Here is a 14,984-nt window from a genome sequence, read left to right on the forward strand (position 1 = left end):
CGATAAAAAGGCGGCGCCTGCCGATGCAACGCCCGAACCGGACGATTCATGATTGCAGCCAAAGACAATGCTTTGAAGAGACAGGATGCCGGCCCGCAGGCCGTCGTCTCCGCTCGTGGCATCAAGGTGCATTTCGGCGCGGTAAAAGCGCTTGATGGCGCCGATCTGACGGTTCATGCCGGCGAGTGTATCGGGCTCGTCGGCCACAATGGCGCCGGCAAGTCGACGATCGTCAACGTCATCAATGGCGGCCTCAGCCCGCACGAGGGCAGCGTCACCTATGAGGGAGACGACAGCGTGCACGGCGTCAATGCGGCGCGCGCCCACGGGATTCGCTGCGTTTTTCAGGAATTGTCGCTCGCCCCAAATCTCACCGTCGTCGAGAACATGCGGGTGGTCCATCGCGGCCTTGCCGGCTGGAACTGGCGGCGGCAGGCGGCGGCAATCGTTCGCGCCAAGCTCGACGAAATTTTCGCCGGCCACAGGATCGACGTCATGCGGACGGTTGGTGAACTCTCGATTGCCGAGCGGCAGATGGTGGAGATCGCGATCACCTTTTGTGCCGTCGGCGAGACGCCGAAGCTGGTCATTCTCGATGAGCCGACCTCCTCGCTCGATGCGGGCCTTGCCGCGCAATTGATGACTTATGTGCGCAGTTTTGTGCAGGCGGGCGGCGCAGTCATGCTGATCTCGCATATTCTTGGCGAGATCCTTTCGACCGCAAGCCGAATTCTGGTTATGAAGGACGGCCGCGTCGTCGCCGATCGCACCGCTCAAGATTTCACCGTCCACAGCCTGGTCCAGGCAATGGGCAGTGTCGTCAAGGAACAGGACCGCTCGCGCAGGGGCGAGGAAGGCGCCGCATCGTCTCCTCTACTGGCGCTGCCGGCGCGAGGGGGCAGGGGCATTGGCTTCAATGCCCGCAAGGGCGAAGTGATAGGACTTGCCGGGCTTGCTGGTCATGGCCAGACCGACATGCTGCTCGATCTCCATCGCTCGCTTTCGCACAACTGGTTTCCAGGCAGGCAAGGCAATATCGCTTTTGTTGCCGGCGACCGGAGCCTGAACGGCACGTTTCCGCTTTGGAGCATCCTGAAAAACCTCAGCATTGCCTCGCTTGGCGATTTTTCGCGTCTGTCGGTCGTTGATCGCGGGCGCGAGGATCGCCTCGGTGCAGACTGGAAAGGCCGTATCGAAATCCGGACTCCGACGATGGCAAATGGCATTTTGTCCCTGTCCGGCGGCAATCAGCAGAAGGTTTTGTTTGCCCGCGCCTTGGCGACGACCGCGCCGATCGTGCTGATGGACGATCCCATGCGCGGTGTCGACATCGGCACCAAGCAGGAGGTCTACAGGATCCTGAGCGACGAGGCTTCGGCTGGCCGGACGTTTATCTGGTATTCGACCGAAATGGACGAGATACGGCTCTGCGACAGGGCTTATGTCTTTCGCGACGGCGCCATTGTCGCGGAGCTGGTTGGAAAGGACATCACGGAAGAAAATGTCTTGGCGGCTTCCTTTGACGGGGAGGGCGCATGAGCCGTCCGTCCTCCGCTACCTTGCGCCTGCTTATCCCGGCGCTATCGCTTGCCGTTCTGCTCGCCGCGGTCTTTTATCTGCAGCCGCGCGCCATGAGCTATATCGGCCTCAATCTGCTCTTCAACCTCGCCGTGCCGATTGCTTTGGCGACGGTTGCGCAGATGATGATCATGTCGGTCAACGATCTCGATCTCTCGATGGGGACCTTCGTCAGCTTCACGGCGTGTGTGGCGGCGACCTATCTGCAATCTGCTCCGCTCATCGGTATCCTCATTCTGGCGGTCGCAATTGCCGTCTATGCCGCAATCGGCATCGTCATCTATATCAGGGATCTTCCGTCGATCGTGGTGACGCTCGGCATGAGCTTCGTCTGGGGCGGGCTGGCGGTCCTGCTGCTGCCGGCACCGGGCGGCACCGCACCCGATTGGGCGCGCTGGCTGATGACTTCGAAGCCGCCGCTAATCCCCATTGCGATCATAGCCAGCATCGTCATCGCGCTGTTTGCCCATCTGATCGTCATGCGCTCCTCCTTCGGGGTATTGATCCGCGGCGTCGGCGGCAATCAGCGATCGCTGCAGCGTGCCGGCTGGTCCGTCGTCAGCCTGCGTGCCGCGGCCTATGCGCTGGCGGGCTTCTTTGCCGTGTTGGCAGGCATTGCGCTGGTCGGGCTGACCACTTCGGCGGATGCGAATATCGCACTGCGTTACACATTGCTGTCGATCGCCGGCGTCATCCTCGGCGGCGGGGAGTTTACCGGCGGCCGCGTCTCGCCGGTGGGGGCCGTCATCGGTGCGCTGACATTGACCCTGGCGGGCTCCTTCCTGTCGTTTCTGCGAATATCGCCTGACTGGCAGATCGGCGCGCAGGGCGCAATCCTGATTATTGTGCTCGCCCTCAGGCTCTTGCTCAATCGCGTCGAAAAGCGGGAGAAACAATCATGATCGCGCTTGCCGTGCTCAGCCGCAAACCCTGGATATGGTCCTTTGTCGCCGCAATCGCGGTGTGGATCATCACCGTTCTCTTTACCGGCGGTGCCAGTTCCATCGGCCTGTCGCAGGCTGCACTCACATTTGCGGCATTCTCTGTTATCGTCGGCATTGGCCAGATGTTCGTCATCACGCTCGGGCCGGGCAATATCGATCTTTCCGTGCCGGCGACGATGACGCTTGCTGGCACGATCGCGCTGAAACTCATGAATGTCGAAGACAGCATGATCGTGCCCGGCCTGTTGGTGTCGGTCGTCATCGGCCTCGGCATTGGTCTCGGCAATTATGCCCTGATCAAGCTGCTGCGCATTCCGCCGATCATTGCGACACTCTCCATGAGTTTCATCATTCAGTCGACCGCCATCTGGAGCAATCGCGGCCTGCGGATCAAGCCGCCCGAATATCTGGCTGATTTCACCACGTCAGGTGTGTTCGGCATTCCAAATGTCGCCATCGTCGCCCTGCTGCTCTCGGCACTTGCCTGGATCCTTCTGGAAAAGACGATCTATGGCCGCTGGATCTCGGCGATCGGCCAGAGCATGTTCGCCGCGCGCATGGCCGGCATTCCCGTCGACGGAACGCGGCTTGCGACCTATGTGCTCTGCGCTATCCTCGCCTCGATCTGCGGCTATCTGCTGGCGAGCTTCTCCGGCGGCGCAGCCCTTAACATGGGCGCGGAATATCTGTTGATGTCGATTGCCGTCGTCATCATCGGTGGGACGGCTGTTGCCGGCGGCGACTCGAACGTACCGGGCATCTGGGGCGCCTCGCTATTCATGTTTCTGGTCGTCTCCATGCTGAACACCTATGGCTTCGGCGCAGGCCCAAGGCTTGTTCTGACCGGCCTGATCATTATTGCCGTCATTCTCGTTGCCGGCGGTCGCCCCGCTGGCGGCCGCTGACACTTTTCTCCCAAGATCCCTACAGGAAAACTGCGATGCCGACCGACGCCTCCATTTACGAAATCTACGACACGCGCTTCCGCAATCTGATCGTCCCGAGCGCCGGCCTGGAGGAGCTTTACTCGGATTGCCGTTGGGCAGAGGGACCAGTTTGGTTTGCGGACGCCGGATGCCTGATCTGGAGCGACATTCCCAATGAGCGCATGCTGCGCTGGGTGCCGGGCGGCCATGTCTCGGTCTTTCGCTCACCCTCGAATTTCGCCAATGGCAATACGCGCGACCGTCAGGGGCGGTTGATATCCTGCGAACATGGCGGCCGTCGTGTGACGCGCACGGAGATCGACGGTTCGATTACCGTGCTTGCCGACAGCTATAAGGGCAAGCGCCTGAACTCACCCAACGACGTGATCGTCCGCTCGGACGGAACGATCTGGTTTACCGATCCGACTTACGGCATTCTCTCGAATTACGAGGGTTACAAGGCGGAGCCGGAGCAGCCGACCCGCAACGTCTACCGCCTCGATCCGTCGACGGGGGCGTTGGACGTAGTGGCGGATGATTTCCGTCAGCCGAACGGCTTGGCCTTCTCACCGGACGAGACGAAACTCTATGTCGCCGACTCCGCCGCAAGCCACGACGTCAGCGCCCCCCGTCACATTCGCCTCTTCGACGTCGTGGACGGCAAGAAACTCGCAAACGGCCGGGTCTTCTGCAACATCGACACCGGCATTCCGGACGGCTTCCGGGCTGACATCGACGGCAACATCTGGACAAGCGCCGGCGACGGCGTTCATTGTTTTGCGGCCGATGGAGCTTTGATCGGCAAGATCAAGATACCGCAGACGGTTGCTAATCTTACATTTGGTGGTCCGAAGCGGAACCAGCTTTTTGTTGCGGCAACGCGGTCGCTTTATCGTGTCTTTACTACTGCAACTGGAACGCAGATACCTTGAATGGCTGGAGTGTTGCAGATAGGGCGGCGTCGATTGATGGGTCTTGCTCCGGTGTTGACATCTTGAGACCCGCATCTGCCTAACTGACCCATATGTACAAGTGGCATCGCCCGCGTGGCAGCCTAAGATTAAAAACTCCAATTAGTCGCCTCGCTCCCTCTCAGCGCATAATCCACGGTTCTTGACCATGTGGTGGGGGTGGCTTTAAATGCCTGGCCTGGGAGGAAAGCGGTTGCTACTATTGGATACTAGTGGCGCGTCTTGCCGAAATAGATAAACTTCGGAACAGATCGCGCAGCTTAAGGTTCTATTCATCTGTTTGCTTGCGCTTCTTCTGAAGCTTGAGTGGTTCTCTAAAAATAATTGATGATGGGCTGATTTCCGGCCAAGCAGATGGATAAAAGTATGTGGGCCTCTAAAACAGATTATGCGAAACTTTACTCGCCTGAGTACTTTGGAAAGTCGTCTGGGAGTGCCAGCTACAATGGCAGCGATTTTGAATGCGTTTTTTTCAATCTCTGCAAGGCCAATAATATTGATTCATTGGTCGATGTTGGCTCTGGAAGTGGAAAGCTTAAGCAGTCGGCCGTATCGGCGGGGATGACGGTCTTCTCATGCGATTTTGACCCCGTAGATAAAGATGCTTTTCATTTTGATCTTTCGCTTGAAGATGCAGATGCCGCAGCCACATTATATAATCAAATAGGTGATCGGGTCGGATCTGCAGAGTATATTACGACATGTCTCGACGTTTTAGAGCATATTGATATTGAGGATGTCAGTAATGCTCTCTGGAACCTGCACACGATAATAAGAAATCTCGCTGTCGTATCCGTGTCCACGCGTCCAAGCAGCCGTGGAAATAAGTATCATTCTACTGTTCTGCCTCTAACAACGTGGAAATACCTGTTTGAGCTTTCCGGGTTCGAGATTGTCGATCCGCATTTTTGTTCCGAAGGTCGCAGAATTCTACCGCTCACTAGCAATGATCCGCTGCTAGGACTTGTCTCTCATTGGGCCCAGGCTGATATTTTCAAGGATCGACTTGATGGAGAGCCGACCTATCTTCTTTTGCGGAAAGCAGAGCGACCAACCGACAAAGAAAGCCGCTTGATAAAAATAGACGCAGTGCTCGATATTGCCTATAGAAAGGAAAAACGACTTGCTTTTCATGAGCGACGTTTACAAGCTATTGCTTTAAATATAGGTCATTTCCAGGACTTTCTGACTCTTCGTCCTCTGCTAGACATTATTCCAAGAGGGCAATGCTCCGCGCTAATTCGACGCGACGTGCTTAAATCCGACGAAATGTCAATGATCGTGGGGCACTTCGAGCGCAATGGGATTCCGGTAGTAATCTATCGAACAGTTGCCGAGATCGATTGGCGAGGACCGTCCGTCCACACCCTTGTTTCCGGCTCCGAATCAACGGCGGCAGTCGGTCATGCATTAAACGCGCAGGTTGTCGAGGCTGCAAAGTTGTGGGGCATTAAAACGGTGTTGCTACAGCATGGGATATGGATTGAACCCATGCAAGATCGCGAAATCAATTTTGCCTCCGACACTATTTTAGCATGGGGCGCGGAACATGAGCGGTTTAGAAGCGGCGAGCATTCTGTAGCCGGGATTTCCAGATCTTATAGCGCGCTGAACAGTCGTCGCTTTAAAGCGGCAGGCTCGCCGAAATTTCATGACTCGTTGCTGCAAACGAACTCGGATGTCCTCCGATGGCGGTTGGGTATCGATATATCGAACTACAGCGAATATGTTCTTCTAGGAACGAACCTGAAATGGCCTCAGCATCAGGATGAAAGGTCGCATATTTTAGCGGGCATACGCCGGATGATTCAAAGCAATCCGGAAAAGTTATTCATTATAAAACCTCATCCGTCTGAACGGCATCCTGAATATGCTGAATTGAGAGCAGACAACACACTTGTGCTGGACGACATCCTGCTGGGGTGTATCGATTTGTCGGTATCGAGGCTGTTGGGCGGAATTTCAACAGTTGTGTCTTCTCTTTCGACCTTGTTGCTTGACGGTGCTGTGTTGGGTCGCCGTTGCATCCAGTATGATACCGGAAACAGGCTTCACTATGAATTATGCAAGCCGATTTCCGTTAACGATCTGCATCTTGCGATAAAGAACCCTCTCGCAGCTTCGTTCAGCAGCAAAGATTTTGCATCATACTATAATGATGCGGGCAACGATCATTTTTATGAAGTATTTGCCGAAGCTGTTGGCGATCAATCCTCCAGCGGGCGCAGTTGAGGCGACGGCAGGCGCAAGCAGTGCTTGAGCGGGATAAATAATGTCTCTGCTACCGATGGAGCATTTACAGAAATGCTATCGCATCTCCCTTGGCTTCATCTGCCGTATTTTAATACTGGTGTGAGCACTCTTGCTGCGAGATGTATGACGGCTTTGCTCGCTGGTACCTCAATACTCCCCCCGCGGCGGATGTAGCGTAAGCTGGAGGTCGCGCAAGCCACGGCTGCCGTCGCGGCTGCCTGTTGCGGCGACGGCGGTGAAGATGCGTTCGGCATCGTCGTACATTTTCAGATTGAGGTAGCAGTATCCGCGCAGCACCATCAGATCGGCGCGTTCCTGCTGCAACTGTGCGCGCTGGTCGAGATAGAGCAATGTCTCGTGATAGCGCTTGCCCTCGAAGGCCGAGAGTGCGCGGTCGGCCAGTATGGCGACCTGCAATTCGGCGGCCCGCTGGTGGTTCATCGGCGCCTTGGTCGCAGCGACTGCCGCGTCATTGGCAAGGCCGGCCCGCAGATAGGCGAGGCTCTGTCCGTAGGCTGCTTCTTCGCGCGATTTTGGATCCGTGTTGCTCAAGGCGACATCAAAGGCTTCCACTGCTTCCATCGGTCGATTGAGGTTCATCAGGCACCAGCCGCGCGAAAGAGCATTGGCGGGCGTCAGCAGCTGCGCATTGACGGTGGTATTGCATCCCGCGGCCTGCCGTGTCGAGCGGGTAGCCACCCGGGCACGCGTATCCGGCTCGGCATAATTCGGGGAAGGAGCACGGCGGGCAGGGGTTATCTGTTGCACCGGGATCTGCCCGTTGACGTAAGGCTGCGTTACAGGAGACTGGGGTGCGACCCGAGAGGCCATCGGCTGCACATTCTGCGGCCCACCTTGCTGCATCGTCGTTTGCGGTAAGGTTTGGGGGGCAGGTTGCAGTGCCTGATTGGGAGACGGCAGCGGTTCTGACGTCGGCGTGCGCGGCGCCGGCTCGCCGAGCACGGCGATCCGCTGGGAGCGACCGGCCCACAGTCTCTGGACTTCGGCAACGCCCACACGATCGTTCAACTGGTTGCGCGTAATGGCAAGGCCGTAGGCGGAAGGCTCGTCGTCGGGTTTCCAGCGCAAAGCCGTCTCAAACCAGCGAGCGGCGGCCTGCGGCTGGTTCATCGAGCGCGCAAACCACCCGAACTGCTGGGCCGTCGGGACATACTTCTGCTTCACGACCTCCGCGGCGATACGGCCGAGAACATCTTCGCTGAGATTGGCCGGCGGCTGCAGCGCCATCAGATTGGCGGTTGCCGCAAGGTAGGTCGCCATCGCGTCTTTGGATTCGTTGCGCCATTTATACATGGCGTCTTCGGCTTCCTGCGGTTTGCGGTCGGCAATCAGCACCAGGGCTAGCCCCTGCGAGATCGTCGCCGAATCTTCCTTCTCATGCGCGGCTTTGAACCATTGCTCGGCGTCAGGATAATCGCTGCGGCGCAGATAGTACCAACCGAGGAGCGCATCATCGGATGCAAGTCCCTGGCTGCGGGCGACACGCTCCACCTGAGACAGATAGTCTTGCGATACAGTCAGCTTGGGATCGTCATTGCCCTGCGCGACGAAACGGCGAGCCAGATCGGTCCTGATACTATCGAATTCCCGCCCGCCATTGCCGTCTGGTTTTTCCAGAGACAATAGATTCTGCATTGGCTGATAAGGCAGCAGAGCCGCCGCCTTCTGAATGGTCGCAAGTCTCTCCTGCGGATTGGTGCAGGTCTTCAGAATATATTTGTAGGCATCCTCGCCGCGGGCTGCACGATCGGTGCGGATGAAAGCTTCGGCGACACGCCAGAGAATGTCGATATCACTGCAGGTCAGCAGGCTCGGCGTTCTGGCGCCGATGTCGATCACAGTCTGATATTGCTTCAGATCGGATGCGTTGACGAGCCGCGTGCGTGCCTCCGCGATATCGAGACGCTCCAGCAGATCGGCGGGCGGCTGCCAGCCGGATTCGGTTGTCTGGCGGTCGGCAATGGCCTTGCGCACCTCGGCATAGCGGCCCTCCGAATAGAGCTGCCACATGGCTTCGAGCTGCTTGTCGCTGTTTTGCGGGATGGCCAGCGGATCGGCAGGCGGCGTCCAGTTCGGATAGAGCGTCTGCAGCCGGGAGATTTCTGCCTGGAGCCGCGCCTTGTCGCCACGGCTTGCAAAATAACGCAACGCGCTTTCGTCGACCTTCGGCTGGTTATCCGCAGCTTGTGCCGGGTTGGCCTGCTGGGGCATTGGCGGTTGCGTTGATTGCGGCTGCGCCTGCTGTGGAGTGGCCTGGGCGATCGAATCCGCAGCAGTCGTATTTGCCGACTTCGAGGGAGTGTCGGAGAGAACAGCCGACGGTGCAGCCGCCTGTATATGGTCGGCAAGCGTCTGCAAGTCGACGGGCTGTCCGGAGCTGCCGCCGGCCGAGCTGTTATCAGCGGCAAGCATCGTCTGCGGTTCAAGGCGTGCCGACTTGGCCAGCTTGATCTTGTCTTCCGGCGAATCGTGATCCTTCGTCGCGAGCGTAAAACCCGCTACGGCGACGGCCATGAAAGCCATGATCAAGGTGGACTTTATAAACACTCCGGATGTTTCTCCGTGACGAAAGCCAGGCTCAACAGCTGCAAGGTGGCCGGATAGTAAAGCGATGGGGCGAACTGCCGAACCGAAGCAGGCAGTTTCGCTCCGCTCACCACACACGCCACAACATCGTTAACAATTCTATAACCCGGATCTGGGAGCAGGTCCTTGGGTTTACCCGTCGTCAGATCGATCGTTGCAGGCTCATCCTCCCCGACGGTCATGCCCTGCTGCAGACGCGAAAGCAGCGCCTTGTCGCCGATGCCTGCGCGCGCCAGGTAAAGCGGGATTCTGACGCTATTATAACCGAATTCCGCCTCGAAGCCGCCTGCGGGTTCCGGCTTCGCTTTGAGGCTGACCCAATCGGCGGGAAGCTTGCGCGGACCGAATTGTAGGGCGCGCAGCAGGGCAAGGCCGTCGTCGCTGAGCTTATGCCAGCGATCGGAAGGCACCAGCAGTGCCATGACGGGAATCGCCTCGAAGACCCAATAGGAGGGATTGATAACTGGTCCATCCTTGCGGCCGGGCGGCAGATAGCCCTCGACGCCAGGAATGAGCAGTGTCCGCCCTGCGGAACTGATGACGACATGCGACAGGATCGACTTGGCCATGCTCGCAGCCGCCCGCAAATAATCCTTATTGTTCCAGGCTGATCCCGCCAGGGCAAGCGCGTAGGCAATCAACAGATCGCCGTCGGACGCATTGTTCGTGTCCGTCACATGCGGGGTGACGGCCGGATCCCATTTCCAGACGGCAAGGCCGTCGTCGCGCAACAGCAGTTCCGTGCGGGTAAAATACCAGATCTGTTCGAAATCGGCCGGATTATTGGCGAGGTAGGCAAGCAGCATACCATAGCCTTGCCCCTCGCTGTGGCTAATGCCGCCATTGCCGTTGTCGACGATACGTCCGTTCACATCGAGAAATTTCGCTTTGTAGGCAGTCCAGGCCTGCGGATCGACCGCCGCGCGTTGAGCAGCAGCCGGCTGCGCTGCCGCAAGGATAGCAGCACTGCAGACCACAAGGACAAGGCTCCGAAGTTTCATTCGCGCCTGCCGATCTTGGAAAGAACGCTTGCCGTGCTCACCCCGAGCAGGAACGAACCGACCACGAACAGGAAGGCGTAGGACAATATGTTGCTGGAAAGCCAATTTGCGGCGATCAGCCGATAATTCGTCAGCGACCAGGGTTGGGAGACGACAAAGCTGAACCGGCTGACGGGCACGGTATCGATCTTTCCCGTCTTGCCGGAATAGACGGTGATGCGGCCGCTGATCTGCGACCAGGTATTTTGCGCGGTCATCGCCTCGGCGCCGGCGCGCAGGTCTCCGGCACTTGGCGCGGTGACAACGGTCCAGGTTGCGTCGTTGGTCGGATTTGCCTCCTGTGCGATCAGGAAGCTATTGGCATTCGATGGGGTGAACACCTGCTCCGAACTGGGGATGAAGCGAAGCGAGCTCAAGGTGATATCGAAATTGCGGTGCATCCATTGCTGGAAGCTCTGTATCTGTCCCTGCAGCAATCCGCCGCTGATGCGGGAGCGCCAATCGGCAATGGTCACGGAAGCCTCCGGTATGCCACCTTGGCCAGGGGCGGGCGGGCGCCAGGCCACCTGGCTCGAGGCGGAGATGTTCATTTGTGTAAGGATCGTCGACGGCAGCTGCGAGACGGAACCAATGAACAGCGCATGGCGGTTCCCGACCGTACTCGGCGAGGCGGTGGGTTCGAGCGCGATAGGGTGGCCGGCGACAAGTGCCATCTGGCCGAGGAGCGTCGCGGTCGCCGACAGCGTGTCCGTGTCTGCCCGATCGATGAAGAGTGCGGTCGGCTCGGTTTGGCGATTGTAGGGATAGCCAGTGCCGGCAAGGGCTGCGAGGTTGGGCCGCTGTGCGATCCTGGCAAAATCCGGAACGGTGAACTGGCTGGTATCGAACAATGCAAAGCGGGGTGTCGTACTTGAGGTCGCTGCCGGCGCGCAGGCAGTGTCTTCTTCTGCCAGCAACATGGCTTCCAGCGTGATCGTGTTCAGACCCGGCTTGAAATGCCGCATGGTGATGCGGATGGGCAATTGCCGGAAGATGCCGCCGCCGGTCACCGTGATCGGCTTGGTCGTGGCGATACTGCCGTTGACATAGACGTCGACGTGACTGCCCGGCTTTACATCCTTGGCATAGGCCGCATCGAGCAGGATGGTGGCCTCGCCATAGGCATTGGCATAGAAATCGGACGGGATTGCCACGTTGAAGCTTGTATGGAAACGCCGCCCGGAAAATTCCGTCGTCCTGACGCCCAGCTGTTCGAAGGAAAGGCTGGTGCCTGAGTAGATAAGCGGGGCGTCGGGTGCGGACCATCGTTGCGTTACCAGCAGATCGCGGCGGGTATCGGGGTCGCGATCGGTCGGCGAAACAACCATGTCGATCGCAGATGCGATCGCCTGCCAGGACGGGCCGCTGATGAGGAGAAGCTGCTGACCGCTGTGTGGGTCCGTCGCAAACGTCGCCAAGGCTCCATTTTGCGCAGCGGTCGGAACGGTAAAAACGGGCTGCAGTTCCGCTGGCGTGCCGACGACGATGGTCATTTTGCCGGGGCCAGATGTGGGTAGGGCATCCGTGTCGAACGAAAAGGTTTCGTTCGGCATTCCGCTCAAAAGCGCTAGTCCCTGCGCGAGACGCAGGATCGGTTTGGTGGTTCCCGGTTGAGCCAATGCCGGCACGACAAGATTGAACTGTGTCGTGCCGGTGCCGTCGACACCGATCGCGCGAATGGCGTCGGTGGTGGAGAGTTTCTCCGCTTCGCGACTGGCGAAGCTGAGATAAGTTCTTGCGGGATCGATATCGGACCAGAGCTCGTAGGTCGACGGGATGTCGCAGTCGACACGGTGGCGCTGCGTCGCCTCGAAGGTCAATAGATTGGCGCCGGGCTGCAGCAGCCCGCGCGGAATATCGAAGCTGATATCCGACTCGTTGTCCGAGGAGCCGATCTGCTGCTGATGGACGGCACGGTCGTTCACGAGGACCGTAAGCTGCGATGCCTCGGGGGCAACGACCACTGCGTTCTGGTAGGCAAAGGTAAGTTTCGCGGGCGCCGCCGCCTGCTCCGGCGTCAGATAGATAGACCAGGACTTGCGATCGGCTTCCCCCTCCAATCGCAGCTTCGCGTAGGGAACGACATAGCGGCGGAATGCCGATGGGTCGGTGCTGGCGGTTGTCTGTTTCGCCTTCGGCGCGACTTGCGGCGTCGTCTGGGCGGGGACGACTGGGGGTGAGACCTGCGGCGCTGCCGTTTGCGGAGTAACGGCCGGCGACGTCATGATCAAAGGCGGAGCAGCTTGAGGAGTGACGGTCTGTGGTGCAACGGTCTGAGGAACCGTGACCGCAGGCACCGCTGGCTTCGGCGGTTCTGTCTGCGGCACGGCAGTTTGCGGAGTTATGATCTGAGGCGCCGTCGGCGCTTCGCCCTTCGGCCGCTCGCCGGACATGTCGAAAGGCGTCGTCTGTGCCTGTGCCGTAACGGCGACAAGGAGAAGCAGGAGGGCAGGGAGGGCGCGGTTCATCAGCTTCTCGCCTTCGCATCCTGCCGCTGCTGCGTGCGTTCCGAGCCAACACCCCTGAATAGATAGATCAGGCCGCGGCTGGTCTGATAGAGCGACATGCTCAGGAACCAGAAGGTTCCGCGGATGATGCCCGGATTGCGCCGCCGTGCCTGCTGGAACTTCGTCCATTGATCGGAATTGGCGAAGACGAGGTCGGCAATCAGCCGATGGTCGGCAGCACCCCGTGGAACATATTGGCAGCCGATGGCGGTAATGTCGCCCATCTGCTCGATATTGCGAACGACGACCGACAGGGTCACCATGTCGGCGCCGCTATAGGGCTGGAAGCGTATGATCGCTTCCGAGCCGACCTTGACCGGTTCCAGATCCTTGTTGAAGACGTTCAACCTGGCGCCATGAACGGACACGTCCTCGATGGAAGCGGAGTTCCACCGGCCGTCGATCCCAAACTCGCTGCGCCGATCGACCCTGACGCGCCGCGAAGAGGCACGCTCCCCGCGTTCGGAGACGACGCCGAGCGCACAGCCGGAAAGGACGAGGTTGATGATGTTCCAGCCGCCGACGACGAGCGTGACGTCGGCCTTATAAGGCTCCGCATAGATACGATATATGGTGACCGCCAGCGCGATGATCTGAACAGCGAAGATGACGAAGAACGGACGGCTGATTTCCGAAAGTCGGCTGACGGCGATGGATTCGTCCTTGGCGGTGACCTTGAAGGTCGGTTTGCGGGGATTGAGCATGACCGAGACGACGGCCGGCAACAGGTGCACCGTCTGGACGTATTCGTAGAGTTCGGAAATCCATGGCCAGCGGAACGATCCATAAAGATAGTTCTGCATCATCAGGTTCACGAGCATATAGGCAAGCGTATAGGCGAGGAACTCGCTGCCCGATGCCGTGAAGATCTCGAGATCGAAGAAGAGATAGAAGAGTGGCGCAAACAAGAAGATGACGCGCGGAAACGGAAACAACCAGAACAGCGTCGACGACATGTAGCAGAGCCGTTGCGGCAGCGTCAGGCCGCGCTTCAAGAGCGGGAAGCGGAAACGCAGGATCTGCATCATGCCCTGCGCCCAGCGGCTGCGCTGGCCGATGAAGCTTGCGAAAGTCGCCGGCTGTAGGCCGGCAATCAGCGGCTTGTCGACATAGATGCTGTTCCAGCCGGCACCATGCAGCGCAAGCGCGGTTTCGCAGTCTTCCGTGATGCTGATGCCGCTAAAGCCATTTTGCGATTGCAGCGCCTTGCGGCTGAGCACGGCGGCCGAACCGCAGAAGAAGGCGGCATTCCACTTGTCGAGACCGCGTTGGATGATGCCGTAGAACATTTCGTTCTCGCTCGGCATGCTGTCGAACGTGCGCAGATTGCGCTCCAGCGGATCCGGATTGATGAAGAAATGCGGGGTCTGAACCAGAAAGAGCTTCGGGTCGTCCTCGAAGTAGCCGACCGTTTCGCGCAGGAAATCACGCGCCGGCGCATGGTCGGCATCGAAAACGGCGATCAATTCGCCGTTTGAATGTTCGAGGCCGTTGTTGAGGTTGCCGGCCTTGGCATGCTCATTGCGATCGCGCGTCAGATATTCGACATCGAGATCGGCGCAAAGCCGCTTGAGCTCGTCATGGCGGGCGATTGCCGCCTGCGATTCCAAAATCTTCGTCGAATTGCGCTTCTGCAACGTGCCGCCATCGTCAAGCAGCCATACCCTCAGCTTGTCGGCCGGATAGTCCAACGCCTTGGCGGAGGCGAGCGTGTTGGCCAGAAGATTGGTGTCTTCATTATAGGACGGCACGAAGACATCGACGCTCGGGAAGTTCTTGGTTTCGGAAGCACGCTTGGTGCGCGGCGGCAGAGGCGTGGCGACGATGAAGAGGCTGAGCATCAGCATCGCCACGTTGTACATTTCGGCGAGATAGAGCAGCAGGCCGGGAATGAAGTTTTCCGGCTGATTGACGGGCGGCAGCGTATAGGACGTGCGCCAATAGACATAGCGCAGAACGATCGCCGTGCCGAAGGCGAGGGCCACCAGCCGCCAAGTTCCCTGACGCTTGAGGATTTTGATGATCGCCATCAGGGTAACGACTACCGTGCTGGCAATCAGCTGCGTTTGAAGGTTGACCGGCAAGGTGATCAGCACGATCCCGCATAGCGCTATCACGGCCCATATCAAGATGCTGCGTGCAGTCTGCATCGGTGTCC

At 58.7% G+C, this 14,984-nt stretch carries 9 protein-coding genes; 5 read left to right on the forward strand and 4 right to left on the reverse strand.

Annotated elements, in window-relative coordinates:
- The first annotated feature begins 48 nt into the window (after window positions 1–48).
- From AC13RM_RS16775 to AC13RM_RS16795, 5 genes are all read left to right on the forward strand, one after another.
- Window positions 49–1,539, forward strand: coding sequence for a sugar ABC transporter ATP-binding protein (locus tag AC13RM_RS16775; protein WP_374820345.1), 1,491 nt, complete (start codon window positions 49–51; stop codon window positions 1,537–1,539).
- Entirely contained in the window at window positions 1,536–2,480 is a 945-nt protein-coding gene (locus AC13RM_RS16780; protein ID WP_374820347.1) for an ABC transporter permease, read from the forward strand. The genes AC13RM_RS16775 and AC13RM_RS16780 overlap by 4 nt, the downstream gene beginning before the upstream one ends.
- Window positions 2,477–3,427, forward strand: coding sequence for an ABC transporter permease (locus tag AC13RM_RS16785; RefSeq protein ID WP_374820349.1), 951 nt, complete (start codon window positions 2,477–2,479; stop codon window positions 3,425–3,427). Before AC13RM_RS16780 ends, AC13RM_RS16785 begins: the two co-directional genes overlap by 4 nt.
- Before the next feature lie 35 nt (window positions 3,428–3,462).
- Window positions 3,463–4,380 (forward strand): SMP-30/gluconolactonase/LRE family protein, encoded by a 918-nt coding sequence (locus tag AC13RM_RS16790; RefSeq protein WP_374820351.1) that lies wholly within the window; start codon window positions 3,463–3,465, stop codon window positions 4,378–4,380.
- A gap of 405 nt (window positions 4,381–4,785) precedes the next feature.
- Window positions 4,786–6,651, forward strand: a complete 1,866-nt coding sequence (locus tag AC13RM_RS16795; RefSeq protein WP_440478953.1) for a hypothetical protein — start codon at window positions 4,786–4,788, stop codon at window positions 6,649–6,651.
- Window positions 6,652–6,819: 168 nt separating this feature from the next.
- Here AC13RM_RS16795 and AC13RM_RS16800 read toward each other — a convergent pair whose 3' ends face one another.
- Genes AC13RM_RS16800 through bcsA form a run of 4 tightly spaced genes read right to left on the reverse strand, consistent with a single transcriptional unit; the run spans window position 6,820 to window position 14,976 of the window.
- Window positions 6,820–9,240 (reverse strand): cellulose synthase, encoded by a 2,421-nt coding sequence (locus tag AC13RM_RS16800; protein ID WP_374820355.1) that lies wholly within the window; start codon window positions 9,238–9,240, stop codon window positions 6,820–6,822.
- On the reverse strand, window positions 9,231–10,280 hold the full coding sequence (locus tag AC13RM_RS16805; protein ID WP_374820357.1) for a family 8 glycosyl hydrolase: 1,050 nt from the start codon (window positions 10,278–10,280) through the stop codon (window positions 9,231–9,233). Before AC13RM_RS16805 ends, AC13RM_RS16800 begins: the two co-directional genes overlap by 10 nt.
- On the reverse strand, window positions 10,277–12,787 hold the full coding sequence (locus AC13RM_RS16810; RefSeq protein ID WP_374820359.1) for a cellulose biosynthesis cyclic di-GMP-binding regulatory protein BcsB: 2,511 nt from the start codon (window positions 12,785–12,787) through the stop codon (window positions 10,277–10,279). Before AC13RM_RS16810 ends, AC13RM_RS16805 begins: the two co-directional genes overlap by 4 nt.
- Window positions 12,787–14,976 carry a UDP-forming cellulose synthase catalytic subunit gene (gene bcsA, locus AC13RM_RS16815; RefSeq protein ID WP_285175008.1) on the reverse strand — a complete coding sequence of 730 codons (2,190 nt, stop codon included), beginning with the start codon at window positions 14,974–14,976 and terminating at the stop codon, window positions 12,787–12,789. The genes AC13RM_RS16810 and bcsA overlap by 1 nt, the downstream gene beginning before the upstream one ends.
- Window positions 14,977–14,984 lie beyond the last annotated feature (8 nt).

Source organism: Martinezella sp. CNPSo 3732 (genome assembly GCF_057784515.1).

What these genes read in the sequence shown, in the direction of transcription:
- AC13RM_RS16805 (WP_374820357.1), bottom strand. Translation starts at nt 10,280, where the DNA reads ATGAAACTTCGGAGCCTTGTCCTTGTGGTCTGCAGTGCTGCTATCCTT.
- AC13RM_RS16810 (WP_374820359.1), bottom strand. Translation starts at nt 12,787, where the DNA reads ATGAACCGCGCCCTCCCTGCCCTCCTGCTTCTCCTTGTCGCCGTTACG.
- AC13RM_RS16780 (WP_374820347.1), top strand. Translation starts at nt 1,536, where the DNA reads ATGAGCCGTCCGTCCTCCGCTACCTTGCGCCTGCTTATCCCGGCGCTA.
- AC13RM_RS16775 (WP_374820345.1), top strand. Translation starts at nt 49, where the DNA reads ATGATTGCAGCCAAAGACAATGCTTTGAAGAGACAGGATGCCGGCCCG.
- AC13RM_RS16790 (WP_374820351.1), top strand. Translation starts at nt 3,463, where the DNA reads ATGCCGACCGACGCCTCCATTTACGAAATCTACGACACGCGCTTCCGC.
- AC13RM_RS16785 (WP_374820349.1), top strand. Translation starts at nt 2,477, where the DNA reads ATGATCGCGCTTGCCGTGCTCAGCCGCAAACCCTGGATATGGTCCTTT.
- bcsA (WP_285175008.1), bottom strand. Translation starts at nt 14,976, where the DNA reads ATGCAGACTGCACGCAGCATCTTGATATGGGCCGTGATAGCGCTATGC.
- AC13RM_RS16795 (WP_440478953.1), top strand. Translation starts at nt 4,786, where the DNA reads ATGTGGGCCTCTAAAACAGATTATGCGAAACTTTACTCGCCTGAGTAC.